We start from the raw sequence: 24087 nt of genomic DNA on the forward strand, positions 1-24087 counted from the left end.
GCGGTTCAGCTGATCAGCTCCCCGTTCCCCCGCCGTGCGTCGCCACCGCCGCCCGCGTGGACCGCTCCGACGGCTGTTCCCCGTACGGCTTGGTGATGAACTCGATGACGCAGGTGCCGCCCGGGTCGCGGACGTAGACGCCGCGCCCGCCGTAGTCGTGGTTGATCTTCCCTTCCTCCGTCAGCATCGGGTCGGCCCAGAACGGCAGTCCGCGCTCCGCTATCCGGGCGAGGACCGCCTCGAACTCCTCGTCCGTGACGAGGAAGGCGAGGTGGCTGAGGTTGATCTTCTCCGCCGGGACCATTTCGTCGGCGAAGTCGACGCCGACCGCGTTGGACGTGGTGACCTGGGTGAAGGGACCCCATTCGAGGGGCGCCTCGGCGGATCCCGCCAGCCAGGCCAGGAACGCTCCGGTCTCCCGGCGGTCCTTGACGTGGACGATGATGTGGTTCAACTCGTTGGGCACGGTGGTCCTTTTCCTCTCCTCGTCGACTGCTTCATCGCTTATGAGTGGTGGCCTATGTGTGGTGGCTTACGAGTGGTGGCTTACGAGTGGTGCCGGAGCGGCGCCTTGCCCCGCCTTCCGGGCAGGGCGAGGGCGCCCAGTGCCGCGCACGCGGTGAACGCGGCGGCGGTCAGCAGGGCCCGGCCGTAGCCGGCGGTCAGCGCCCGCTGAAGTTCGTGGGGCCGCCAGGCCAGGCGGGCGGCCGTGGTGTGCGAGGCGACGGTGGCGAGCACGGCGAGGCCCAGCGCGCCGCCGACCTGGCGGGAGGTGTTGAGGATCCCGGAGGCCAGCCCGGCCTCGGCCGGGTCCGTGCCACCGGTGGCGGCGACCATGGCGGGCATGAGGGCCAGGCCGAAGCCGAGGGACGTGAGGACGAACGGCCCGGCCACCTCGCCGGCGTAGCTCCCGCCCGCGCTGATCCGGGACAGCCACACGAAGCCGGCGGTACCCAGCGTCATGCCGGCGACGATCAGCGGGCGGGGCCCGGTGCGGGCCACGAGGCGGGTCGCGATCCCGGCCCCCGCGATGATGCCGAGCGACCCGGGCACGAAGCACAGGCCCGCCCGCACGGCACTGAACCCGAGGTTCTGCTGGAGGTGCAGGGACAGCAGGAACCACATCGAGAACCCGGCCCCGCTCATCGCCATCACCAGCGGGTTGGCGACGGCGAGGCCGCGGTGGCGCAGGATCGCCAGGGGTACGAGCGGATGGGCGACCCGGGACTCGACGACGACGAACGCGGCCAGCAGCAGCGCCCCGGCGCCGGCCGGGACCCAGACGTGCGGGGAGTCCCAGCCGTGCGTCTCACTGGCGATCGTCCCGTGCACGAGTGCGGTCAGGCCGGCCGTGGCCGTGAGGGCGCCGGGCAGGTCGAGCCGGCGCGCCCCGCCCCGGCCGCCGCCCGCCGCCGGTACGTACAGGAGCGCGGCGGTCAGCAGCGCGGCGCCTATGGGGACGTTGACGAACAGCACCCAGCGCCATCCGGCGTACTCGGTGAGCACCCCGCCGACCACCGCGCCGACCGCGCCGCCGGCCGCCGTGACGACACTCCAGGCGCCCATCGCGCGGGCCCGGGAGGCGGGGTCGGTGAAGGTCCTCATCAGCAGCGCGAGGGTGGCGGGCGCGAGGAACGCGCCGCCGACGCCCTGGACGGCGCGCGCCGCGACGAGCGGGCCGCCGCCGTCGGCCAGGCCGCCCGCCAGGGAGGCCAGGGTGAAGGCGGTGACGCCGGCCAGGAAGGCGCGGCGGTTGCCGACGAGATCGGCCGTCCGGCCGCCGAGGAGCAGCAGACCGGCGAAGCCGAGGGTGTAGGCGTTGACGATCCACTGCTGGCCCGCCGCGTCGAGGTGCAACTCGGCGCGCATGGCGGGGAGCGCCACGTTCACGATCGTCACATCGAGGATGACCATGAACTGGGCGGCGCAGGCGAGGACGAGGATCGCGGTGGTGGACCGGGGCCGGGGCCGGGACCGTTCCGGGTGGGTGTCGGCGGTGGTTTCGACGGTGGCTGCGGGATCCTGTGGGTTCCTGGCCGGCGGCTGTGACGAGTCGGCTGTGCGCATGGCGGGCACGTCCTCACGGCTGAGGGCACGGCTTGCGGGCACGGGGGAGGGCGGCGCGGCGAGGCGGACACCCTCGGAAATTAGAGGCGCTACAAAAATGTAGCACCTCTAATTCTGCTGGCCGGGCGGCTATTCTGAAGCCATGACTCCCGCCGCCCGCACCGCCACCGCGCCGGCGCCCCGCGCGCGGACCTCGCCGCCCGCGCCGCCCGCGACGGGCGGCCTGCGCGAGCGCAAGCGGGAGCGCACCCGCCGCGCGATCGCCCAGGCGGCCTTCCGGCTCTTCGCGGAGGACGGCTTCGACGCCGTCACGCTCACCCGGATCGCGGCGGCGGCGGACGTGGCCCCGGCCACCGTCTTCACGCACTACGCGTCGAAGGAGGACATCTTCTTCGGCCGCCGCGACGACTTCGAGCCGATGGTGGCCGAGGCCGTGACGGGCGCCGCCACCGGCGCCGAACTCCTCGAAGAGCTGGGCCGCGCCTACGCCGGGGCCTTCGACATCGCCCTCGCGGAGGACTCCCTGGAGCAGGCCCGGGTCTTCTCCCGGGTCCTGCTCGACAGCCCGGCCCTGCGCCACAGCTACCACCCCCTCGCCCACCGCCGCCGACTGCTCCTGGAGGAACTCCTCATGGAGCGGGCGGGCGCGCACGCCGCCGACCCGGTCGTACGGGCCGAGCTGGAGGCGTTCGCGGCGCTGGCGAACACGGCGCGGGAGCTGGGCTTCGAGGCGCTGCACAGATCGCTGGCGGCGGGCGAGCCGACGGACCGGGTGCGGGAGGCGGCGGAGACGGCGCTGGCCAGGGGGTACGGGCGGGTGGTGCGGGCTTATGGGGGCAAGGGTGTCGGGGTGTTGGACGCGGGGTAGCGGGGGCTCCTGGTCAGCGCGTCACGTGCCGGCCCAGTGACCCCGTCAGCGCGTCACGGGCTGGGCTCCTGGTCAGCGCGTCACGGGCCAGCTCAGTGACCCCGTCAGCTTGCGTCGCAGTTCCGGGTCGCGGACCGCTTCCGTCGCATCGGTGCCCGTCGCCGTCACCACGTGCCCGCGCCCGTCCGCGCGGATGCCGAGCGAGCGCGGGCTGACGGACATCCGGCCGCGGGCGCGGAAGACCTCGCGCCCGTCGACGTACCACCGGACCACCGTCGTGGCGGCGGACGGCCGGACCTCGATCCGGTCCCCGCGGCCGACCTCGGCGCCCGGTGCGACCGTGCTGGTCAGAACGCTCGCGTGGCGGTGGAAGCCCGCGATCATCGCCTCGCGGCCCGGCAGGTTGAACTCGCGCCCGAGCGTGCGCATCACGGAGTTCTCGGTGGGGCGGTAGAGGCCCTTGGGGTAGTAGCCGCCACCCTCGTACGCGCCGACCGCGCCACCGTCCGGCGAGGTCTCCCCCAGCCAGCGGTACCACTTCCTCCGCTGCGCGGCCTGCTCGTCGGCGCGGAGCTTGCTGATGTTGACCTCCCAGGGCTCGGCGCCCGTGTACGTCCCGTACTCGTCGTACTGGTACTCGTCGGCGAGCTTGCCGAGCGAGTGCCCGGTCTCGTGGACGGCGACCTGGTCGGACTTCGGGTGGTCGGAGGAGGCGGTGGCGATGCCGTCGTAACCCACCTGCGAGACCACGTCGTTGTAGCCCGCGCCGCCGTACTTGGCGGAGTTGGACAGCACCACGACGAGATCGGCGGCGGGCGCCTTCGCCGCGTACGACTCGACGCGGCCGGTGTCGACGCACAGCAGCCGCTCGATGCCGTCGCAGAAGAAGGCGGACCGCAGGGCGGTGTCCTTCTCGACCCCCTGCACGGGGTCCCCGGAGACGCCCGACTGACGGGAAACGGCCCCGACCGCCCACACGTTGAAGAGCTGCCGGTAGGACGCGTACGGCTCGACCGCCGCGATCTTCTCCCACTTGGCGCGGGCGTCCGCGCGGAAGTCGGCCTGCTCGGCACCGGTGTACCCGTCCCCGACGAAGACGACGTCGAGCGTGGTGGCGACCGGCCCGTTCTCGACGACGGGCGTCACGTCGCCGTCACCGGGGGCGGAGGGGCGCAGGGGGTGGGACGGGGTGGGGGACGCGGGGACGGTGGTGTGTCTGGGGTGGCCGTCGGGGCCGGTGAAGTATTCGACGGGTTGGGGGTGGCGGGTGGGTGCGGCTGTTGCTGTTGCCGTGGGGGTGAGGGTGAGGGCTAGGGCGAAGGTTGTGGCGAGGGTGAGGGGTATTCGTCTGCGCATGGGGACTCCCTGGGGGGTGGTGGGTGCGGCCCAAGGTAGGGAGTCGGGGGGTGGGGGGCAATGGGTGGGGCGGGGTGCGGGTGCGGCTCGGTGGGCGGGTGGGGCGCCGCTGCGCGGGGCCTTTTCCCCAGCCCCGCCCCTTCCCGATACCGGGGCTCCGCCCCGGACCCCGGTCCTCGAACTCCCCCAGCCACCGCGCGGCAGCGCGGAACCGGGGGCCCGGGGACTTGCCCCCCGCCACGCGGCGGAGCCGCACATCGGATACAGCGGGAAGGGGCGGGGCCGGGGAACAAGCCCGCCGCAGGCGCACCCCCACCCGCCCCGCACCCAGGACCCAGGGGGCGCAAGAAAGGGCGCGCACGAAGCACCCAAGGGCGCACACCCCCACCCGTGAAGAGAAAACGCGCCCCCCACCCGCACAGCGGCCCAACTGCGGGAATTCCGCCCGGACACGCTCCCCCGACCAGTGCGTCACACCCCCGCACTGGGCATGAATGACCTCATGGAGGATTACGTGGAGCGGGCACGGTGCGCGGGAGAGCACCACCGCGGTCCGCTCGGTGGACGTGCCGGGGAGCCGCGACCCGGCGCCCGTGGGCACGACGCCGTCCTCCAGGACGTAGCGCGGCCGGTGCGAGAAGGCGGCGGCGACCGCGCGTGCGTAGAGACGCATGCGCTCACCGGCGGGGTCCGCGTCGTCGGGCGGTACGTCGAAGTGGTGATCAGTGAGGACGAGCCCCGGCCGACGGGCCGTGGCCGGGACGACCGGCGGTGCTACGACGGCCGCTTCGCCGACGGACCGGGGCGTGGTTCCATCCTCACGTACGGACGGATTCTTCACCTGCGGGACACCGATCGCTTGACGCGCGCGGCGCGACCTACCGAGGGGCGGCAGTGGCGGAGAACAGCACCCACGGCATACGGGCGGACGGGCCCGCCGGCACCGGCAGGCCCCCGCACTCGGCGACCGGTGTACGGAAACGGCTGGCCGCCGCCCGGCGCACGCTGTCCACGGGCGCCGCGGAGGAGGCCACCGGGCTGTTCCGCGCGGCGCGGGAGGACGCGGCCCGGCTGGGCCTCGTGGACGAGCAGTTCACGGCGCTCCTCGGGCTCGGCGAGTGCGGCCTGGAGACGGGCGAACTCACCGACGCCCGCGACCACTTCGCCGCCGCCGAGCGGCTCCTCGCCGACGAGCCGCTGCCCCGGCGCGTACCGGCGCTGCGCGGCCGGGCCACCGCCCATCTGCTGGCGGGTGAACTGCGCTATTCCTGCTATCTCCTGGAGACCACCGTCGAGGCGCTGACCGCCTCGGGTACGCACGACGCCGAGGCGCTGATGCACCTCCACACGGCCTCCATCGCGCCCTATATGGACATGGGGGCGCACGCCCGCGCCGTGCACGCCGCGCAGCTCGCACTGTCGCTCGCGCCGAAGGTGAAGGATCCGGCACTGGTGGCCGGAATGCACCGGGGCGTCGCCCGGACCCTCATCGCCGAGGGCCGCATCGCGGAGGCCGACGCCTCCCTCGCCCGCGCCCAGGAGCTGTACCGGAAGCTGGGTGTCCGCACCGATCTGGCCCACTGCCACTGGATGCGCGGCTACGTGCGCTCCCAGGCCGGCGACCTGGAGGGCGCCGAGAGCGAACTGCGCACCGCCCGCGACATGCTGGCGGCCAAGCGCGCGGTGCTGTTCACCACGCAGGTCGAGGTGGAGCTGGCGGACGTGCTGCGGCGGCGCGGCAAGGCCGCGGAGGCGGCGGAGCTGCTGAGCCCGCTGCTCGCGCCCTCGGCGCTGGGCGCCGAGCGCGGCGCGGTCCACGCGGGCGGCGCGCACCGGCTGCTGGGCCTCATCGCGGAGCAGCGCGGCGAGCACGAGTCGGCGGAGGAGCACTACTGCTCGGCCCTGTCCCTCCTGGAACGCACGGGCGCGGCGGGCGACCTCGCGGACCTCTGCCGCCTGCTGGGCGACCTGCTCCGGCGCACGGGCCGGGTGGAGGCGGCCCTGGACGCGTACCGCACGGGCCTGGGGCACCGGGCGGCGCCGGGTACGACGACCTTGGGGCCTGCGCCGCCGCCACCGCCGTACTGAGCGGCGGGGGGGACGGCGGGGGGGACGGCGGGGGGTGCGGCGGGGGGTGCGCCTGCGGCGGGCTTGTTCCCCACCCCGCCCCTTCCCGAACCGGGGCTCCGCCCCGGACCCCGGTCCTCAAACGCCGGACGGGCTGAGTTGTCGCCCGGAACCGGGCAGGAAAGCCCGACCACGGAGCAAGGGAAGTGCTTCCGGCGCACGGAAAGCCAGCCTCGGACAGGGGCAAAATCCAGCCCGGCTGGGGGCACCTCCCAGCGGTAGCTGGGGGAGCTTGAGGCCACCGCGCGTAGCGCGGAACCGGGGGCCCGGGGGCTTGCCCCCGGTTCGGGAAGGGGCGGGGCCGGGGAAAAGGCCCCGCGCACCCGCACCCGCACCCGCACCCGCACCCGCACCCGCACCACCCCCTACCCCCTCCGATACGCCCCCAACAACCCGTCCCACCCCCGCCGCAACGCCCCGTACTCCTCCTCGCACACCGACGCCCGCTCCTCCGTCAGCACCCTGCCGTCCACAAGATCGTCGTCCGACGCCGCATCCCCGTCCGACCCCTCCGCCCGCGACGCCCCGTACAGATAGCAGCGGTAGTTGGCCGCGCGGGCCGCGTCCGGCGGGTGTTCCGCGCCCAGGTCTACGTCCTCGGGCCGGGACTCGCGGGCGTACTGCGCGTAGTTGTCGGCGGCGGCCAGCACGGCCGCGCGGCCCTCCGGGCCCCGGGGGATCAGCCGGTACGCGGCGAACTGGTCGGCTACGTCCTCCTCGCGGCCCGTGGGCGCGAGCTTCAGCGTGTCCACGAGGGCGTGGGCGACCTCGTGGTAGAGCGTCTCGGTGATGACTCCGGCCGTGCGGCCGGCCGGGTCGGGGTCGTGCGCGCGCTCGAACATCGAGCGGACCTCGGCGACGTACGAATAACAGAGGACGATCCGCCGGGTCTCCGGGTCGTACTCGGGGACGTCGCCCTTCTCGCAGGAACGGCCGACGATCGCGATCGCCTTCCGCAGGCGGAACGCCCCGCCGACGTCCTCGGCGACCCGCTCCGCGGGCCGGCGCTCGCGCAGGAAGTCGCGCTCGGCGCCACCGCCCCGGGCCGGGGCCTCGTAGGACACGGACAGGCCGCCGCTTGTGGGGGACGCGGCGGCCTGCGACCGCGTGCCGCCGCATGCCGTCGCCAGGGCGACACACGCCCCGGTCACCAGGACGACGCTGACGCGCCGCCCGCGGCCGGGCGTGCGGGGGCGAGCCCCGGCATGATGCAGCATGGACAACACTCTGCCGGGTGGCGCGCCGGAGCGGAATCCGTCGCGGGTCCAAGGTCACCCCCGCCGATCGGCGGGGGTCGCCGGGCCGCGGACAGGCCGCCGGGGGGAGTGCCGGGCTCCGTGCTGCTGCTTTCATCGATCGGTACGGCAAGCTGGAAGGTTGCCAGGGATCCGGCAGAGGCGGCCCCGGCGGTACAGGAAGTAGGGAGCGGTCGGTGATCCGTGTTGCGGTGGTGGACGACGAGCAGCTCGTCCGGTCCGGGCTGCGGATGATCCTGGGCACGGCCCCGGACATCGAGGTCGTCGCGGACTGCGGCGGGGGCGAGGCCGTGGCCACCGTGCGGGACGGCGCGCCGGACGTGGTGCTGCTGGACATCCGGATGCCGGACGTCGACGGCCTGACCGTGCTGCGCGCGCTGCGGGAGCTCCCGCACCCGCCGGCCGTCGGCATGCTGACGACCTTCGACGCCAACGAGTACCTCGCCGCGGCGCTGCGCTCCGGCGCCACCGGCTTCCTGCTGAAGGACACCGATCCGGAGCAGCTCGTCCAGGCCGTACGGACCCTCGCGGTCGGCGGCAGCGTCCTGGACCCGGGGGTGACGCGGGCCGTCATCGGCGGCTATCTCGCCGCGGAGGCCGAGTCCACGGCGGCCGCGGCGGTGGCCGGGCTGACCCCGCGCGAGCGCGAGGTGCTCACGCACCTCGGCGCGGGGCTGGCCAATCCGCAGATCGCCGAGCGGATGGGGCTCGCGCCCAGCACGGTCAAGGACCATGTGCGGGCCGTCCTCGGCAAGCTGGGCGGGCTGAACCGGGTGCAGGCCGCGGTCATCGCCGACCGGGCCGGGCTGGTCACGGACCCGCCCGGCCAGGGCGCCCCATGACCGCCGCGCTGCCGCTGCTGGTCCCCGTCCTGCTCGCGGTCGTCGACGCGCTGCTGGTCAACGGGCCGGGCCTCGGGGTGGACCTGGGGGTGTCGCTGCTCGCCGCGGCGGCCCTGCTGCTGCGCCGGCGGTTCCCCGTCGCCGTCTTCCTGGTGACGCTGCCCGGCATCTACATCGGCTACGTCTGGTTCGCGCCGATGATCGCCCTCTACACCGTGGCCACCCGGCGCCCCGACCGGCGGCTGCTGACCGGCCTGGCCCTGCTGCTCGCGGCCGCGCACTTCGTGCCCTATCCGCTCTCCGACCTGGACCTGTCGGACCGCCGGGAGGTCGTCCTCCAGCTGCTCGACGCCTGCGTCACGGCCGCCGCGCCCGTCGCCATCGGCCTGCTGACCCGCACCCGCCGTGAGCTGGCCGCCCGGCTGGACGAGCTGACCCGCCGCCGCGCCAGCGAGGACCGGCTGCTCTCCGAGCAGGTGCTGGCCACCGAGCGGGCCCGGCTCGCGCGCGAGATGCACGACGTCGTGGCCCACCAGGTGAGCCTGATCAGCCTCCAGGCGGGCGCCCTCCAGATCGCCACGCCGGACGCGCAGGCGCGCGAGGGCGCCCGGAGGATCCGGGAGCTGTCGGTGCGCACCCTGGAGGAGCTGCGCCACATGGTCGGCATCCTGCGCAAGGCCGGGGCCGACACCGAGGAGCTCTCGCCCCAGCCGCGGCTGGCGGACCTGCCGAAGATGATCGGGATGAGCGCGCTCGACGTGACGTACGAGAACACCTGCGACCCGGCGGTGGAGCGCCCGGAGGCCGTGGAGCGCGCGGCGTTCCGCACGGTGCAGGAGGCGCTGACCAACGCGCGCAAGCACGCGCCGGGCGCGTGGGTGCGGGTCACGGTGGCCGAGGGGGAGCGGGCGGAGGGCGGGGGCGGCACCGGCACCCTGCTGGTGGAGATCCGCAACGGCCCCGCGGACGCGGCGGCGCCCGTTCCCGGACTGCCGGGCGGCGGCCACGGCCTGGTGGGGCTGCGCGAGCGGGCCCAGAGCCTGGGCGGGACGCTGGAGGCGCACGGGACGCGGGACGGCGGCTTCGTCGTACGGGCCGGGTTTCCCCGCGCGGGGTGAGGGAGGAGAGGGGAGAGCGGAACGACCGGGAAGGAGCGGTGCGAGGTCCGGCGGCTAGGCCGACAGCGGCTTGGTGCCCTCGTGCGTCTCGTGGGTGGCCGTGTCGAGGTCGGGGTAGATCTCGAAGAGCCGGCGCACCCCGAGCGCCCCGAGCACCCTGTTGACGTGCGAGCCGTCCTCCGCGCCCTGCGCGGGCAGGATCAGCCTCAGCCGCCCTTGACAGGAGCGCATCAGCCGGCGGGCGGCGATCAGCACGCCCACCCCGCTGGAGTCGCAGAACTGCACCTCGGCCAGGTCGAGCACCAGACTGCGGCGGCCGTCGGCGACCGCGTCGTGCACGCGTTGCCGGACCACCGGCGACGTCACCAGGTCCATCTCGCCGGAGACACGGAGGACTGCCCAGTCCCCGTGTGCGGCGTCCTTCACCTTCAACGTCACGCGCTCGAAGCCCCTTCGCTCGGTTCTCGTTCCCCGGAACGGACCCTTCCTGGGGGTGCGGCTGCCCGACGGCTCCACCGTGAAACGCCGCGGCGCCGGCCGGCCCTCATCGAGCCTATGCCCAGCTCCAACCCCGAATCCTCCTGGATACGGTCACACACGCATAACACATCGGCACATTCGCGCACGTACGATCTATAACGATCGCTCAGCGGTGCGGTAAGTGACGGCGGCAATACCATCCGCAGCCGGTCAGGGGGTCGGCTTTGCCGTAAAGATGTCTGCGCCGCCGGACCCGGCGACTACATTCGGGGAGTATGTGACGCTGGGCACAAGCACGTTCCGCGCCGGGACGTGCCGCCCCGGTGCCAGAAGTGGTACGCAGGACGAAGTACACGCGGCGAGTACGCAGGAGGGGGCACCATCCATGGCGACCGAGGCACCACCGCGCTGGGACCGCAAGATGCAACAGCGGCTCGCACACGGTGAGGCCGCGGCACTCGGCGAGCTCTACGACCGCTTCGCCTCCCTGGTGCACACCCTCGCCCACCGCGTGCTGAGCGACGAGACGGCCGCCGACCGCGTCACGCGCGAGGTGTTCGGCTACGTCTGGGAGAACCCCGGCGCGTACGACCCGAAGCAGGGCTCCCTGCGCTCCTGGATCGCCACCCTCACCCACCGTCAGGCGGTCGAGCGGCTGCGGCAGTCGCAGAGCGACGGCGAGAGCACGCCCGAGGAGATCGAGGAGCGGGTCCGCGAGGCCTCCGCCGCCGCCCGCGCCGACTACATCGTCACGTCCATGCCCGCACCGCTGCGCGCCGCCCTGGACCTCGCCTACTTACGCCGCCTCGACTACCGGCAGGCCGCGGCGGACCTCGGTGTCACCGAGGACGAGGCCCGCCGCCGGCTCCGCCTCGGTCTGCAACTGCTGTCCACCGCGCACCACGCGCCGCGGGTGGCCTCGCCGCCCGCCCATGGAGGTGTGCGATGAGCGGCCCGGCCGGCCCGGAAGCCGCCCGGGTCCCGGAATCCCCGGACGACCCGGCCGCCGCCACGGCCTGCCCGCACGAGGAGCACCCGGGGCGCCAGGATCCCCCGGCCCTGCCCGCCCCGACCCACAAGGTGCTGAAGTCCCTGCTCGGCGCCTGGGCGCTGGCCGCCTGCTCCGCCGAGGAGACGGCCGCCGTCGAGGAGCACCTCACCGACTGCGCCACCTGCGCCGACGAGGCCGTCCGGCTGCGGGACGCGGTAGCCCTGCTGCACCCGGAGGACAATCTGGATCTCGACCCGAGGCTGCGTTCCCGGGTGCTCTCCGCCTGTCTGGGCCGCCGCCCCGCCCGGGTCCCGGTGCCCGACTGGGTCGCGCCCTACGACGCGGAGACCGCCCGGCTCGACGCCCTGCTCCATGACATCGGCGAGGCGGAGTGGCGGGCGCCGGTCCGGCTCAAGTGGTTCGACGGCGAGCGGCCCGTGGCACGGGACACCACCGCGGCCGCCGTGATCGGCCATCTCCTCGCGGTGGACGGCCTGGTCGCCGCCGTGCTCGGCCTGCCGGACCCGCTGGGCACGCTCGCGGCGCGGGGCGCGACGCCCACCGAGCGCACCGAGGCGTTCTGGACCACGGTCGCGGGCGACCCCGGCGGGCAGCCGCCGGGCGCGGTGCGCGGCGGCTGGCGCGAGCAGAGCCACGCGCTGACGAGGACCGCGTCCTTCGCCGGCGCCGACGCGGCCGGCAGGCCCGTCCCGTACGGCCCGGTCAGCCTGCCGCTCGCCGATTCCTTCGTCGACCGCGCTTTCGAGTGCTGGGTCCACGCCGTGGACATCGCCGACGCCATCGACTATCCCTACGCCCCGCCGTCCGCGAGCCATCTGCACCGGATGGTCGACCTAGGGGCCCGGCTGCTGCCCACCGCGATCGCGGGCCGCCGCCGGGCCGGTCTCGCCCCGCCGCCGCACGCCCTGGTCCCGGCCGGCGCCCCGGGCCGCACGCTCCATCTGGAGGTCGAGGGCAGCGGCGGCGGCCACTGGTACATCCCGCTGGACTCCCCCGGGGCCACCACCTCGGCGGCGGAAACGGTTGCCCACGTCGCGCTCGACGCCGTCGAGTTCTGCCGGCTGGCGGCCGGGCACATACCGCCGGAGGAGGCGGCCGCCGGTCAGACGGGCGACCGCCAGGCGATCCGCGACGCGCTCTACGCGACGGCGTCCCTGTCGAGGCTCTGAGAGGCGGGGCGTGCGGACCCGGTCCGTACGCCCCGCGCGCCCGTCAGGCGACAACGCCCGTCAGGCGAAGACGACCGTCCGGCGGCCGTTGAGGAGCACCCGGTGCTCGCTGTGCCACTTCACGGCGCGGGCGAGCGCCTGGCACTCCACGTCCCGGCCCACGGCGACGAGCTGGTCGGGCGTGACCTCGTGGCCGACGCGCTCGACCTCCTGCTCGATGATCGGGCCCTCGTCGAGGTCGGCCGTCACGTAGTGCGCGGTGGCGCCGATCAGCTTCACACCGCGGGCGTGCGCCTGGTGGTACGGACGCGCGCCCTTGAAGCTGGGCAGGAAGGAGTGGTGGATGTTGATGATCCGCCCGGACAGCACCTTGCACAGGTCGTCGGAGAGCACCTGCATGTAGCGGGCGAGGACGACCAGCTCGACGTCCTCGGCCTGGACGAGCTCCAGGAGCTTCGCCTCCGCCTCCGCCTTGGTCTCCTTCGTCACCGGGATGTGGTGGAAGGGCACGCCGTACGAGCCGACGAGCTCGGCGAAGTCCGTGTGGTTGGAGACGACCGCCGCGATCTCGACCGGCAGCGCGCCGATCCGGGAGCGGAACAGGAGGTCGTTGAGGCAGTGCCCGAACTTGGACACCATCAGGACGACGCGCATCTTCTCGTCGGCGCGGTGGATCTGCCAGTCCATGTGGAAGGAGTCACCGATGGCCGCGAAGCTGGCCCGCAGCTTCTCCAGCGTGACCGGCGCCTCCGCGCCGAAGTGCACGCGCATGAAGAAGAGCCCGGTGTCGTGGTCGCCGAACTGCTGGCTGTCCTCGATGTTGCACCCGGTCATGAAGAGGTAGCTGGACACCGCGTGCACGATGCCCTGCTTGTCCGGGCAGGAGAGGGTGAGGACGTACTGTTCGGCGGCGGGGGGCTGCGAGGCGTTCATAGCCCAATAGCGTCGCACACCCGCCGGGCCCCTCGGGACCGCGCGGCCCCGGCCGCCTCAGCGCACGGCCGTCAGCCCGGCCAGTATCCCCAGCGAGCGCGGGGGTACGTCCGGGTCGTCGCCGTCGCCCGCCGCCAGCCGAACGTGTGCCTCACGGGCCGCCCGCACCGCCTCCGGCCAGCCGTGGTGCTCCAGATACGCCGAGACCGGGGCGTCGGCCCCGACCTGGTGCATGATCCGCAGGACCCGGAGCACGGCGACGTCGACCAGCGCGGCCTCGCCGGAGTCCCGGAAGATCGTGCCGATGTACTTCTCGGCCGACCAGTTGTCCAGCCAGGTGTCCTCGACCAGCCGGTACACGGCGTCGGTCACGTCCCCGAAGCCCTCACGGCCCGCGAGCCAGCACTCCCGCTGGAAGACCGGGTCCGAGAGCATGTGCAGCGCGGAGCGCACGTTCGTGCGCCAGCGCCACCACGGCATGTCATTGAGCGGCATACCGTCCATGGTGGTCGAGCGGCGGCCGCGACGGGAAGACTTCTCTGAACCCTGCACAGCAATCGATCGTACGTTCCCTCCCGGCGGGGACCATGCCCCCCCTTGGGGATCACCGACCGTAACCGGGCGGGGACTCACAGCTGGGTCCACTTGTGCTGCGACAGCTTGTACTTCTTCGCGGTCGGGTTCCAGAGGTCGGCCGCCTTCTTCTTCGCGGCCGTCGCGTCACCGCTCGCCCGGTCGCCCGCGGCGCTGTCCCCGGTGGGCCGCGCGTGGCCCTTCACACAGCCGCGCTTGTCGCCCACCTGGTCGGCCCACTTCGCGTACGACGTGTCGGCCGAGGACGACGACTGCCAGGCCTTCGTCAGCTGCGCGGCCAGCTCGGTGCTGTCGGGAAGCTTGTCGATCGGCGTCTGCTGGAGGCGGGTGACCAGGCCGTCGCGCTGCTTCGCCGCGTCGCGGAGGTCGGACGCGGACTTGCCGAGGTCCTTGCAGCTCTTGATCGAGTCGACGGCCTTGATGACGGCGTCCCGGCTGTTGTTGCTGTCCTTCAGCAGCGCGTCCAGCGCCTTGGCCTGGGCGGCGGCCGGGTCGGCGGCCGACGCGCTCGGCTCGGGCTTCTTCCGCTTGCTGTCCTTGTCCGCGTCGTCCGGGGCGGCGGGCGTGGCGGACTCCACGGCGGCGTTCTGCCGGCCGCCCTTGTCCTCCTTGCCGTCGCCGCCGCTCAGCAGCGCGCCGGCGGCGAGCCCGCAGACGGCGCAGCCGGCCACGACCATGCCGACGATCGCGGCGGTGGGCAGCTTCCGGCGCGGCGCCGGCCCGTCGGACCGGCCGCCCCCGTGGTGGCCGGGGGGTGCGGGCGGCGGCGGCACGGGCGCCCGGCGCGGCTCCCGGACCGGCTCCCGGACGGGCGGCAGCTGCTGCGTACGGGGCGCGGCGTCGGCGGGGCCCGGCCCGGCCGCCCGGAACAGCCCGTCGAACTCGGCGGGCGGGGGGCGCTCGCCCGTGGGGGTGGCGGGGGGTACGGGGGGTGGGGTGCGGTTGCCGTCGCTCACGGGCGGGAGGTACTGGGTGGCCGCGCCCGCGTCGGGGGACGGGGCACTGCCGTTGCCCACCGGCGGGAGGTATTGCGTGGCGGCGCCGGCGTCCGGTGCGGGAACGTTTCCGCTCTGCACCGGGGGGAGGTACTGGGTGGCCGCGCCGGCCGGGCCGTCGCCTACCGGCGGGAGGTACTGGGTCGCCGCGCCGGCGTCGGGGGACGACGGGGCGCTGCCGTTGCCGACCGGCGGCAGGTACTGGGTGGCCGCACCGGCGTCGGCCGCCGGGGCGCTGCCGTTGCCCACCGGCGGCAGGTACTGCGTCGCCGCACCGGCCGACCCGGGCACGGGACCGTCGCCCACCGGCGGCAAGTACTGCGTGGCCGCGCCCGCGTCCGGTACCGGACCGCTTCCGCTCCGCACCGGCGGCAGGTACTGGGTCGCCGCACCACCGTCCGGCACGGGGCTCTCCCCCGGCGCCGGCAGATACTGCGGCCCCTCCGAGCCTCCCCCGTCGTCCGGCCCCGCGCTCACGGGAGGCAGGTACTGCGTGGCGGGGTCGTCCTGGGCGTACGACGCGGGCGGTACGGGCGGTGCCGGAGGTGCCGGGGGCACCGGCGGGAGGTACTGCGTGGCCGCACCGGCGTCCGGCGCCGCGCCCCGCACGTACGGGGCCTGCGGCTGCGGCGCGCCCGGGACCGGGCCCGCGCCGACGGGCGGCAGGTACCGCGTGGCGTCCGAGGTGTCATTGGAGTCCCCCGGGCGCGGCGTCTCGGGCGGCAGGGGCGCGCGCTGCGCGTCGGGACCCCACGGCCCGCCCCACGACTGGCCGGGGCCGGGCGCCGGGACCGCAGGGGGGTGCGGAATGTTTCCCTGTCCGCTCTGCGTCACCGGGACTCCTATGCTGTACGGGACTTACGGAAGCGTCGGCTCACGCTACCGGGTCGCTTTGGCGCTGAGCCATGCGCTCCTGTTCTGGTTCCGTACCAGTTCCGTACCGGGGTCCCTGCGGGGGCGTGGCTGTGCCGGGTGCCGCGCCCGGCCGTTGCCGCGGCGGGACTTCCCCACCCGCCCGCCCGGCACCCCGAACCGTCAGCTCGGCTCCCGCTGATGTACTCGCCGTCGGCGACTGACCCGCCGTCGGGGCGGCAACCCGCTCCCCTACCCGCCGCACCCGGCCACCCCACCGTTGCCGCCTTCGGCGGAACTCCCCCACCCCGCCCGCCCAGCACCCCGAACCGTCAGCTCGGCTCCCGCTGATGTACTCGCCGTCGGCGACTGACCCGCCGTCGGGGCGGCAACCCGCTCCCCTACCCGCCACACCCGGCCACCCCGCCGATGCCGCCTCCGGCGGAACTCCCCCACCCCGCCCGCCCGGCACCCCGAACCGCCAGCCCGGCTCGCCCGCTGAAGTACTCGCCGTCGGCGGCTGCCGCCCGCGGCGCCTGGCCCGCGCGTCCGGGCGCGGTCGTGGCGGGAGGGGGCGGGGCGTGCAGGGGTGGTGGCAAGGCGTAAAGCGAAGCAGCCTTGCCACCACCCCGGAGCGACCCGGCCCCGGCCCACGGACGGCCCGCGGAGGCCGACGCCCCCGGCCCACGGATGACCCGGAGACACCCACGACACCCCGGCCCACGGACGCCCCGGGGACACCCACGACGCCCACGACACCCAGGCCCGCGGACGACCCCGCGACCGAACCCCCGTCCGGCCCGGCCGCCCCGTCCCGCCGGCTACGCCGCCTGTACCTCCAACCTCGCCCCGAACTCCCGCACCACCGGCTCCTCCCGATAAGGCGCCAGCCTCTGCTGGAAGTCGTCCAGATACTCCGCCCCCCGGTTCGACCGCAGCGTCCCCAGCAGCTCCAGCGCCCGCGTCCCCGTCGAGCACGCCTCGTCGACGTCGCGCTGCTGCACCTGCGCCGTGGCCAGCAGGAGCAGGCCGATCGCGCGGCGGCGGACGCGGCCTTCGGGGTGGCCGGCCAGGGCGTCCTCCGCGTGGCGGCGGGCCTGTTCCGGCTGGCCCAGGTCGCGGTGGCAGTGCGCCAGTTCGTCCGCGAGGTAGGCGTGGTCGAAGTGACGGATCCACGTGGGGTCGTCACCGGACTCCGCCGTGTTCTCGGCCTGTTCGAGCTTGCCGAGGGCCCGGGCCGCGACGATCTGGAAGGACCGGGCGTCACCGAGCAGCGCGTGGCCCCGGGCCTCGGCGGCGCAGAACATCGCCTCGGCGCGCGGCGTGACCTGCCCCCGCGCCCCCTCCTGCGCGGCCTTCGCGAGCTGCGCGATCTCCCGTGGGTTGCCGAGCGACGCCGCGAGGTGGCTCATGCTCGCGGCGAGGACGTACCCCCCGTAACCCCGGTCGCCCGCCGCCTGGGCGAGCCGCAGCGCCTGGATGTAATAGCGCTGGGCCAGCCCGGGCTGCCCCGTGTCGACGGCCATGTAACCCGCGAGCTCCGTCAAACGGGCGACGGCCGCGAAGAGTTCGCGCCCGACGGATTCCCGGTACGAGCCGGCGAGCAGCCCGGAGACGACACTGTTGAGGTAATGGACCACCACGGGCCGCACGTGCCCGCTGCCGTAGCGGTGGTCGAGCTCCACCAGGGCGTCCGTCGTGGCCTTCACGGCGTCCACGTCGGACGCGCCGACCCGCGCCCCCGCGTTCCGCGCGACCTGCGCGTCCGCTCCCGTGATCAGCCAGTCACGGCTGGGTTCGACGAGCGCGGAGGACGCCACGGACGTACCGCTGAGGAAGTCCCGGCGGCCGACGTCGCTGCGCCACAGCTCGCAGACCTGCTCGATCGCGCCGAGCACGGTCGGGGAGAACTGGAGCCCGACGCCGGAGGCGAGGTTCTTGCCGTTCGCCATGCCGATCTCGTCGATGGTGACGGTGCGGCCCAGCTTGCGGCCGAGCGCCTCGGCGATGATGGCGGGCGCCCGCCCACGCGGCTGCTGGCCGCGCAGCCAGCGGGCTACCGACGTTTTGTCGTACCGCAGGTCGAGGCCGTGCTCGGCACCGCACATATTGACGCGCCGTGCCAGACCGGCGTTGGAACAGGCGGCTTCCTGAATGAGCGCTTGCAACCGTTCATTGGGCTGCCGCGCCACGAGTGGCCGTGCGGCCATGCTGTACCCCCTGATACTGCTAAGCGTTCGCGGCCCGTGCCGCGACAAACGGAGAAGCTGAGACAGCGGAGAGCGCCTTCCCCTGTGATCTTTGCCCCCTGGATGTCCGGAGAATGCGGACTTGACGGTAATGACGTAAAGGCGGCAATGGCCAGACATTGACTGCATCGCCCTCACCGCTTCGCAGGTGGCTACCCACCCTCGGCGGCGAACCCGCGTCTGCGCCCCCGCACATGCATCCGTGCGCCCCATGTGCATATCCGATCGCCGCCCACAAGCGTGAGCCTGAGCCGTAACCCCTCGTGACAAGGGGAGTTGTGATGGACGTGGAAGAGACCATCGGAGTAGTAGGAGCACCGCACATCCCCCAACAACGCGGCGAGCAGCTGCTCGACGCCGCTGTTCGGTATGCGGAGGAGCGGCACTGGGACGTATTCGCCGGCACCTGGCTGGTGACCGAGGAGGGCGGGGAGCGCTGCTCGTGCGGCGAGCTCGACTGCCCGGCCCCCGGCGCGCACCCGTCCCGGCCCGACTGGGCGACCCAGGCCACCGGCAGCGCGGTCGCCGCCCGCCGGATGTGGGACAAGCGGCCCGCCGCCTCGGTCCTGCTGCCCACCGGCCGCACCTTCGACGCCCTGGAGGTGCCGGAGAGCGCCGGGTGTCTGGCGCTGGCCCGCATGGAGCGCATGGGGACCGCCCTCGGCCCGGTCACCTCCACCCCGTACGGCCGGATGCTGTTCTTCGTGCTGCCCGGTGGCGCCCTGAAGGCCCCCGTCCTCGCCGGGAAGCTGGGCTGGCGGCCCTCCCTGCTCGACCTGGTCGCGCGCGGCGAGGGCGACTACGTGGTCGCGCCCCCGACGCGGATGGGCTCGCGCGGCTCGGTGCAGTGGGCCCGCCAGCCCACCGCCGCCAACCGCTGGCTGCCCGACGCGGAGGAGCTCGTCAGCTCCCTGGCGTACGCCTGCGCCTGCGACGCCCAGGACGCGCGGCGCAGGTGACGCGCGGCGGGGCCGGGGAGGACGGCCGAGGGCCCGCCCCCGGCCTCCCGGGTCCCCCGGCCCCCGCTCCCCGGCCCCTGCCCCGTTCCCTCCTCAGGCCGTCGTACCCGAGGCCTCCGCCACGTGGCCGTCGGGCCGTACGAGCAGGGTCGTCGGGCGGGCGTCGGCGCGGGTCACCGTGACGACGCCCTCCTCCTCCCGTGCGCTCACCCCGCGCGGGAGGACGCGCACATACGAACCGGCGCGCAGCGCCTCGTACAGGCGCGAGGGCCCGCCCGCGGTCTCCCTCAGCGGCAGGTCGGGGACGCGCCGGCCGGTCCACGGATGGGCGCCGGGCGGCGCGGGGTAGTCGATGCCGATGCCCGACACCAGCAGGCCGCCCCGGCGGGTGACGAAGGGCACGGCCCCGGCGGCCGCGGTGGCGGCCTCCCGCAGACCGCGGGCGACGGGCGAGCCCAGCAGGGCGGCCCGGACAATGGCACCGCTGAGGCGCAGGACGAGCTTGCCGACGGGGTGCCGCTCGTCGTGATAGCTGTCCAGGAGGGCGTCACCGGCCCGGCCCTGGAGGACGGCCGCGAGCTTCCAGCCGAGGTTGGCCGCGTCCTGGATCCCGGCGTTCATGCCCATGCCGCCGGCGGGCGAGTGGACGTGCGCGGCGTCGCCGGCGAGGAAGACCCGGCCGTCGCGGTAGTGCGGCACCTGCCGCTCGTCGCTGTGGAAGCGCGAGGTCCAGCGGGGGTCCCGCATCCCGTGGTCGGTGCCGAGGACGGTGCGCATGAGGTCCCGCAGGTCCGCCATGTCCACGGGCGCGTCGGACGGCAGTTCGCAGCCGCGCCGCCAGGCGATGACGCGGTACCAGCCGTCGCCGAACGGCACGACGAACGCGAAGCCCGCCGGGCCGGCGTTGAAAGCGGGCAGGGTGGTGGGCGGGGTGTCGAGGAGGACGTCGGCGAGCATGACGGAGCGGAGCACGGACTTCCCCGGGAACGGCATGCCCAGCGCCTTCCGTACGCCGCTGTGGACGCCGTCCGCGCCGACGGCGTAGGCGGCGCGCAGCCGCCGCTCCCCCGCCTCGGTGCGGACGTCCACGTCGACGCCGCCGGCGTCCTGCCGCAGGCCGACGACCTCGGTGCCGCGCAGGATCCGGGCGCCCGCCTCGACGGCGCGCCTCTCCAGGATCCGCTCGATCTCGTACTGCGGGGTCAGCAGGACGCCGGGGAAGCGGGTGGGCAGCCGGGAGAGGTCGACCCTGGCCCGGCCGAAGAAACGCAAGGTGTCCTGGAACGTGCCCGTACCGAGCAGCTCCTCGGCCAGCCCGCGCGCGTCGAGGACCTCCAGGGTGCGGGCGTGCACGGCGAACGCCCGGGTGAGGTTGGACTCCCGGGCCCGCCGCTCCACGAGGGTCACGGGGACGCCCGCGGCGGCGAGGTCTCCGGCGAGGAGGAGGCCGGTGGGGCCGGCTCCTACGACGAGGGTCTGGGGGGCGTGGTCTGTGTGCGTGGAGGACATGGTGGCTCCTCGGGGCGGGTGGCCGGGGCGGCCGTACTGCCAGTGCACACCCGGGGACGGGGTTATGTCAACGAGTGTTGAATTAATTTGCCGGGGGGGGTGGGGGCGGGATGGTGGTGCGGGGTGCGGGGCGGTGGTGCGGGCGGCGGGCGGGGTGCCGCTGCGCGGGGCCTTTTCCCCACCCCGCCCCTTCCCGGAACTGGGGACTTCGCCCCCAGGCCCCTTTCCGCGCTCCGCGCGGTGTCCTCAAGCGCCGGACGGGCTGAAATCAGCCCGAGGACCGGGGTCCGGGGCGGAGCCCCGGTTCCGGGAAGGGGCGGGGCTGGGGAAAAGGCCCGCCGCGGGCGCACCACCACCCACCGAGCCACACCCCGACCCGCCCCCCTCACCCCCTCCCCGCACCCTCCAAGAACGGCTCCACCACCCGCCGCCACCCCACCGGCTCGTCGTAATGCACGAGATGCCCCGCGTCAGGGACCTCCGCGTACGTCCCGCGCGGCAGGACCCGGACCATCTCCTGCGCCTCCGCGCGGCCCAGTTCGCCGTCGAGGCCGCGGACGACGAGGGTCGGGCACTCGACCAGGGCGAGGTCCTCCCAGTGGGCGTCGTGGGCGTACGTCTCCCGGGCGTTCAGCATGTGGCGGCGGGAGAAGACCGGGCGCCAGCCGTCCGCGCGCTCGGCCATCACCTCGGCGTAGAAGTCGCCGCGGGCCGGGCGGGGGCGCTCCAGGGCCGGGTCGTCCTCGCCGAACCAGCGGCGGACGTCCGCGAGGGTCGCGAAGGGCACCGGCCAGGACCTGAACCAGTCGCTCCACTCGCGCTGGCTGGCCGCGCCCAGCGCGGAGGCCCGCATCTCGCAGACGACCAGGGCGCGGACCAGGTCCGGGCGGCGGGCCGCGAGCTGCCAGGCGGTGAGCGCGCCCATGGCGTGGCCGATCAGCGTGACGGGCGCGAGCCCGAGCAGCTCCACGGCGGCCAGGGCGTCCGCCACGTACGCCTCGCGGGTGTACGGGCCCTCGGCGGGGCGCTCGCTGCGGCCGTGGCCCCGCTGGTCCAGGGCGATCGCCCGGTGGCGCGTGGAGAGCCAGCGGGCGGTGTCCGCCCAGTGCGCGGCCCGGCCCAGCAGGCCGTGGAGCAGCAGCACCGCGCCCTGGCCGTCGAAGCCGCCCGGACCGGCCCCGCTGTCCGCGCCGGCCGGGCCACCCTCGCAGCGGCTCTTCGGCGGATCGGCGAACTCCCAGGCCGCGAGCCGCACTCCGCCGCTCCCGCTCACGTCGATACGCCGCACCATGATTCCTGGCACCCCCACTTCTCCCCCGGGCCGCTACCTCGTATAGAACATAGATTCGAATACACGTCCGTCGCACGCAACACCCCACGCAACACCCCTCTTTCGAGTGACCTTGCTGAAGGGTTGACCGGCGGCACCCAGGGGAGTAATCGACCTGGGCGCGGACCGCTCGGGGAAGAAAGGTCCGCGGGGCGCACCCTGGGAGCTCGGGGCTCCGGGTCGCCACGGGGGTATATGGGGAGGCAGGGCCCCGGCAGCTCGCGAGAGCGCCGGGGCCCTCGCCATGACCGCCGGCCGCACCCCCGGGCACCTCTCTCACCACGACCACCCGCCTCGGCCGCCACTCCCGCGACGGCTGCCGGATCCGCCACGGGCGCCCCCGCCCGGACGGCCGCCCACGGCGTACGGGGGCACGCGCACCGGCCACACCCGCCACACCGACCAGCCCCTCCCCGAGCCGCGGCGGCGCGCCGCGCGTCCGTGTCAGCGTCAGGGTGACACGCCCGGGGATCCGCCGTGCCGAATACGCCGACTCCGGCCGGATTCAAGGGAGTTGGGCGCATCCGGTCCGGTTCCGCTCCGGCTCCGGTTCCCCTCCGGCCCGCTTCGGCCCCACCCGGGCCGGGCCCCGGACGCGTCCGACCCGGACCCGGGAACAGGGCCCGGGAACACGAAACGGGGGCCGCCCACCGGCGACCCCCGTGACAAGCTCCGCGCGGCGGTGTCAGCGCTTGGCGACGAAGACGTGCATCGCGATGTCCGCCTCCAGCTCCGCGGCCTCCCCGCTGCTGCCCACCAGCACCCCGCCGGCGGACTCCGTGACGCTCACCACCGCGCCCGGCTGCACACCGGCCCGGCGCAGCGTGTACATCAGCTGAGGATCCGTCTGGATGGGCTCCCCGATGCGGCGGACGACGACGGTCTTGCCGTCCGCGCCCGGCTCCAGGTCCATCAGGCTGACCATGCCGTCGTTGAGGAACGGGTCGGGCTCGGGCTTCTCGCCCAGCTCCTCCAGGCCCGGGATGGGGTTGCCGTAAGGCGACTCGGTGGGGTGGCGCAGCAACTCCAGCACCCGCCGCTCCACGGCCTCGCTCATCACGTGCTCCCAGCGGCAGGCCTCGGCGTGCACCTGCTCCCACTCCAGGCCGATCACATCGACGAGCAGGCACTCGGCGAGGCGGTGCTTGCGCATCACACGGGTCGCCAGGCGGCGGCCCTCCTCGGTGAGCTCCAGGTGGCGGTCCCCGGCGACGGACACCAGGCCGTCGCGCTCCATGCGCGCCACGGTCTGGCTCACCGTCGGTCCGCTCTGGTCGAGCCGCTCGGCGATGCGGGCGCGCATGGGGACCACACCTTCTTCCTCGAGCTCGAGAATGGTGCGGAGATACATCTCCGTGGTGTCGATCAGTCCGGACATGCGTGCCCCTTGATATGTCGTGCGCGTGGCCCCTGGACTCAATTCTGACGCATATCACCGACAACGGTGCCGCGTACGCCCCTGTCGGCCGCCGTCGTATTGACAGCGCCCAGGTCCAGACCGCAACGTGATCCGCGCCACGAGCGTACGCCAGGCCGTACGCCCCATCGGATCTTGAGGTTAGGAGCCCCTCGGCGATGAGCGAGAACAAGCTGGCCGGGCAGTTCTTCGACGCCGCGATCGGGCTGCTCCAGCGGGTGCGTGACGAGGAGGCCGGGCGGATCGCCGAGGCCGGTTCGCTGATCGCCGACACGGTGGCGGACGGCGGCCGGCTCTTCGTCTTCGGCGCCGGGCACTCCTCGCTCCCCGCGCAGGACGTCGTCTACCGCGCGGGCGGGCTCGCCCTGATCAACCTCCTCGCCGTGCCCGGCGTGATGGGCCTCGACATCGTGCCCGCCACGCTCGGCAGCGCGCTGGAGCGGGTGAACGGGCTCGCCGGCGCGGTCCTGGACACGAGTCCGGCGCAGCCGGGCGACCTGCTGATCGTCATCTCGCTGTCCGGGCGGAACTCCCTTCCGGTCGAGATGGCGATGAACGCCCGCGCGCTGGGCCTGAAGGTCATCGGCGTCACCTCGCTCGCCTACGCCGAGCACACGAAGTCCCGGCACGTGTCGGGGACCTTCCTGAAGGACCACTGCGACCTCGTCGTCGACAGCAAGATCGACATCGGGGACGCGGAGATCAGGGCGGAGGGGATCGAGGCGCCGTTCGGCCCGGCGTCGACCGTGGTGACGAGTGCGCTGATGCAGGCCGTGGTGGTGGAGGCGGTGGGGGCGCTGGCGGAGCGGGGGATCGACCCGCCGATGCTGCGGTCGGGGAACGTGGACGGTGGGCACGAGTGGAACGGGCGGGTGATGAGCGACTACGGGGACCGGATCTTCTTCCGGCACTAGCCGCGCGGCGGCGGGCGGCATCAGGCGCCTGCCGGCGGGG

General features: G+C 74.4%; 20 protein-coding genes. 8 read left to right on the top strand and 12 right to left on the bottom strand.

Annotated elements, in window-relative coordinates:
* Nucleotides 1-13: 13 nt before the first annotated feature.
* Nucleotides 14-466: a VOC family protein gene (locus tag SMD11_RS13490; RefSeq protein ID WP_087926700.1), complete on the bottom strand. Its 453-nt coding sequence runs from the start codon at nt 464-466 to the stop codon at nt 14-16.
* An 80-nt stretch (nt 467-546) separates the two neighbouring features.
* Complete coding sequence (locus SMD11_RS13495) at nt 547-2067, bottom strand: MFS transporter (protein WP_087926701.1); 1521 nt, start codon at nt 2065-2067, stop codon at nt 547-549.
* A 142-nt stretch (nt 2068-2209) separates the two neighbouring features.
* Here SMD11_RS13495 and SMD11_RS13500 point away from each other — a divergent pair, with 142 nt between their 5' ends.
* Nucleotides 2210-2935 carry a TetR/AcrR family transcriptional regulator gene (locus SMD11_RS13500; RefSeq protein ID WP_087926702.1) on the top strand — a complete coding sequence of 242 codons (726 nt, stop codon included), beginning with the start codon at nt 2210-2212 and terminating at the stop codon, nt 2933-2935.
* A 72-nt stretch (nt 2936-3007) separates the two neighbouring features.
* Here SMD11_RS13500 and SMD11_RS13505 read toward each other — a convergent pair whose 3' ends face one another.
* Nucleotides 3008-4291, bottom strand: a complete 1284-nt coding sequence (locus SMD11_RS13505; RefSeq protein WP_087926703.1) for a M64 family metallopeptidase — start codon at nt 4289-4291, stop codon at nt 3008-3010.
* Between the two features lie 894 nt (nt 4292-5185).
* Between SMD11_RS13505 and SMD11_RS13510 the strand changes: the two genes are divergently transcribed.
* Nucleotides 5186-6379, top strand: a complete 1194-nt coding sequence (locus SMD11_RS13510) for a tetratricopeptide repeat protein (RefSeq protein ID WP_234366027.1) — start codon at nt 5186-5188, stop codon at nt 6377-6379.
* Nucleotides 6380-6783: 404 nt separating this feature from the next.
* On the opposite strand, the gene SMD11_RS13515 is transcribed toward SMD11_RS13510, so the two are convergent.
* On the bottom strand, nt 6784-7635 hold the full coding sequence (locus SMD11_RS13515) for a DUF4344 domain-containing metallopeptidase (RefSeq protein WP_159395296.1): 852 nt from the start codon (nt 7633-7635) through the stop codon (nt 6784-6786).
* Nucleotides 7636-7850: 215 nt separating this feature from the next.
* Between SMD11_RS13515 and SMD11_RS13520 the strand changes: the two genes are divergently transcribed.
* The gene (locus tag SMD11_RS13520) at nt 7851-8516 is read left to right on the top strand and encodes a response regulator (RefSeq protein WP_087926705.1); all 666 of its coding nucleotides are present in this window, start codon (nt 7851-7853) and stop codon (nt 8514-8516) included.
* Nucleotides 8513-9634 (top strand): sensor histidine kinase, encoded by a 1122-nt coding sequence (locus SMD11_RS13525; RefSeq protein ID WP_087926706.1) that lies wholly within the window; start codon nt 8513-8515, stop codon nt 9632-9634. The genes SMD11_RS13520 and SMD11_RS13525 overlap by 4 nt, the downstream gene beginning before the upstream one ends.
* A gap of 54 nt (nt 9635-9688) precedes the next feature.
* Here SMD11_RS13525 and SMD11_RS13530 read toward each other — a convergent pair whose 3' ends face one another.
* Nucleotides 9689-10072, bottom strand: coding sequence for an STAS domain-containing protein (locus SMD11_RS13530; protein ID WP_087926707.1), 384 nt, complete (start codon nt 10070-10072; stop codon nt 9689-9691).
* A gap of 427 nt (nt 10073-10499) precedes the next feature.
* On the opposite strand from SMD11_RS13530, the gene SMD11_RS13535 reads away from it, so the two are divergent.
* Nucleotides 10500-11063, top strand: coding sequence for a sigma-70 family RNA polymerase sigma factor (locus SMD11_RS13535; RefSeq protein WP_087926708.1), 564 nt, complete (start codon nt 10500-10502; stop codon nt 11061-11063).
* Entirely contained in the window at nt 11060-12295 is a 1236-nt protein-coding gene (locus tag SMD11_RS13540; RefSeq protein WP_087926709.1) for a maleylpyruvate isomerase N-terminal domain-containing protein, read from the top strand. Before SMD11_RS13535 ends, SMD11_RS13540 begins: the two co-directional genes overlap by 4 nt.
* A 60-nt stretch (nt 12296-12355) precedes the next feature.
* Here the strand turns inward: SMD11_RS13540 and purU are convergent, their stop codons facing one another.
* The 4 genes from purU to SMD11_RS13560 form a co-directional block, all read right to left on the bottom strand.
* Complete coding sequence (gene purU, locus SMD11_RS13545; RefSeq protein WP_087926710.1) at nt 12356-13228, bottom strand: formyltetrahydrofolate deformylase; 873 nt, start codon at nt 13226-13228, stop codon at nt 12356-12358.
* A gap of 57 nt (nt 13229-13285) precedes the next feature.
* Nucleotides 13286-13732 (bottom strand): SCO4402 family protein, encoded by a 447-nt coding sequence (locus tag SMD11_RS13550; protein ID WP_234366402.1) that lies wholly within the window; start codon nt 13730-13732, stop codon nt 13286-13288.
* A 125-nt stretch (nt 13733-13857) separates the two neighbouring features.
* Nucleotides 13858-15651, bottom strand: a complete 1794-nt coding sequence (locus SMD11_RS13555; protein ID WP_087926712.1) for a hypothetical protein — start codon at nt 15649-15651, stop codon at nt 13858-13860.
* Between the two features lie 839 nt (nt 15652-16490).
* A complete protein-coding gene (locus tag SMD11_RS13560) occupies nt 16491-17879 on the bottom strand; it encodes a transcriptional regulator (protein ID WP_087926713.1) in 1389 nt (462 codons plus the stop codon).
* 326 nt (nt 17880-18205) lie between these two features.
* Here SMD11_RS13560 and SMD11_RS13565 point away from each other — a divergent pair, with 326 nt between their 5' ends.
* On the top strand, nt 18206-18877 hold the full coding sequence (locus SMD11_RS13565) for a bifunctional DNA primase/polymerase (protein WP_418952522.1): 672 nt from the start codon (nt 18206-18208) through the stop codon (nt 18875-18877).
* Between the two features lie 93 nt (nt 18878-18970).
* Here SMD11_RS13565 and SMD11_RS13570 read toward each other — a convergent pair whose 3' ends face one another.
* The 3 genes from SMD11_RS13570 to SMD11_RS13580 all read right to left on the bottom strand — a co-directional run bounded on the left by SMD11_RS13570 (nt 18971) and on the right by SMD11_RS13580 (nt 23094).
* Nucleotides 18971-20386 carry an FAD-dependent monooxygenase gene (locus SMD11_RS13570; protein WP_087926715.1) on the bottom strand — a complete coding sequence of 472 codons (1416 nt, stop codon included), beginning with the start codon at nt 20384-20386 and terminating at the stop codon, nt 18971-18973.
* A gap of 385 nt (nt 20387-20771) precedes the next feature.
* Nucleotides 20772-21677, bottom strand: a complete 906-nt coding sequence (locus SMD11_RS13575; protein ID WP_087926716.1) for an alpha/beta fold hydrolase — start codon at nt 21675-21677, stop codon at nt 20772-20774.
* A gap of 724 nt (nt 21678-22401) precedes the next feature.
* Nucleotides 22402-23094: a metal-dependent transcriptional regulator gene (locus SMD11_RS13580; protein WP_087926717.1), complete on the bottom strand. Its 693-nt coding sequence runs from the start codon at nt 23092-23094 to the stop codon at nt 22402-22404.
* A gap of 197 nt (nt 23095-23291) precedes the next feature.
* Here SMD11_RS13580 and SMD11_RS13585 point away from each other — a divergent pair, with 197 nt between their 5' ends.
* Complete coding sequence (locus tag SMD11_RS13585) at nt 23292-24047, top strand: SIS domain-containing protein (RefSeq protein ID WP_087926718.1); 756 nt, start codon at nt 23292-23294, stop codon at nt 24045-24047.
* Nucleotides 24048-24087 lie beyond the last annotated feature (40 nt).

The organism is Streptomyces albireticuli, from assembly GCF_002192455.1.
Classification (GTDB): Bacteria; Actinomycetota; Actinomycetes; order Streptomycetales; family Streptomycetaceae; genus Streptomyces; species Streptomyces albireticuli_B.

What these genes read in the sequence shown, in the direction of transcription:
- SMD11_RS13525 (WP_087926706.1), top strand. Translation starts at nt 8,513, where the DNA reads ATGACCGCCGCGCTGCCGCTGCTGGTCCCCGTCCTGCTCGCGGTCGTC.
- SMD11_RS13505 (WP_087926703.1), bottom strand. Translation starts at nt 4,291, where the DNA reads ATGCGCAGACGAATACCCCTCACCCTCGCCACAACCTTCGCCCTAGCC.
- SMD11_RS13500 (WP_087926702.1), top strand. Translation starts at nt 2,210, where the DNA reads ATGACTCCCGCCGCCCGCACCGCCACCGCGCCGGCGCCCCGCGCGCGG.
- SMD11_RS13495 (WP_087926701.1), bottom strand. Translation starts at nt 2,067, where the DNA reads ATGCGCACAGCCGACTCGTCACAGCCGCCGGCCAGGAACCCACAGGAT.
- SMD11_RS13575 (WP_087926716.1), bottom strand. Translation starts at nt 21,677, where the DNA reads ATGGTGCGGCGTATCGACGTGAGCGGGAGCGGCGGAGTGCGGCTCGCG.
- purU (WP_087926710.1), bottom strand. Translation starts at nt 13,228, where the DNA reads ATGAACGCCTCGCAGCCCCCCGCCGCCGAACAGTACGTCCTCACCCTC.
- SMD11_RS13540 (WP_087926709.1), top strand. Translation starts at nt 11,060, where the DNA reads ATGAGCGGCCCGGCCGGCCCGGAAGCCGCCCGGGTCCCGGAATCCCCG.
- SMD11_RS13535 (WP_087926708.1), top strand. Translation starts at nt 10,500, where the DNA reads ATGGCGACCGAGGCACCACCGCGCTGGGACCGCAAGATGCAACAGCGG.
- SMD11_RS13560 (WP_087926713.1), bottom strand. Translation starts at nt 17,879, where the DNA reads ATGGCCGCACGGCCACTCGTGGCGCGGCAGCCCAATGAACGGTTGCAA.
- SMD11_RS13570 (WP_087926715.1), bottom strand. Translation starts at nt 20,386, where the DNA reads ATGTCCTCCACGCACACAGACCACGCCCCCCAGACCCTCGTCGTAGGA.
- SMD11_RS13585 (WP_087926718.1), top strand. Translation starts at nt 23,292, where the DNA reads ATGAGCGAGAACAAGCTGGCCGGGCAGTTCTTCGACGCCGCGATCGGG.
- SMD11_RS13580 (WP_087926717.1), bottom strand. Translation starts at nt 23,094, where the DNA reads ATGTCCGGACTGATCGACACCACGGAGATGTATCTCCGCACCATTCTC.
- SMD11_RS13515 (WP_159395296.1), bottom strand. Translation starts at nt 7,635, where the DNA reads ATGCTGCATCATGCCGGGGCTCGCCCCCGCACGCCCGGCCGCGGGCGG.
- SMD11_RS13550 (WP_234366402.1), bottom strand. Translation starts at nt 13,732, where the DNA reads ATGGACGGTATGCCGCTCAATGACATGCCGTGGTGGCGCTGGCGCACG.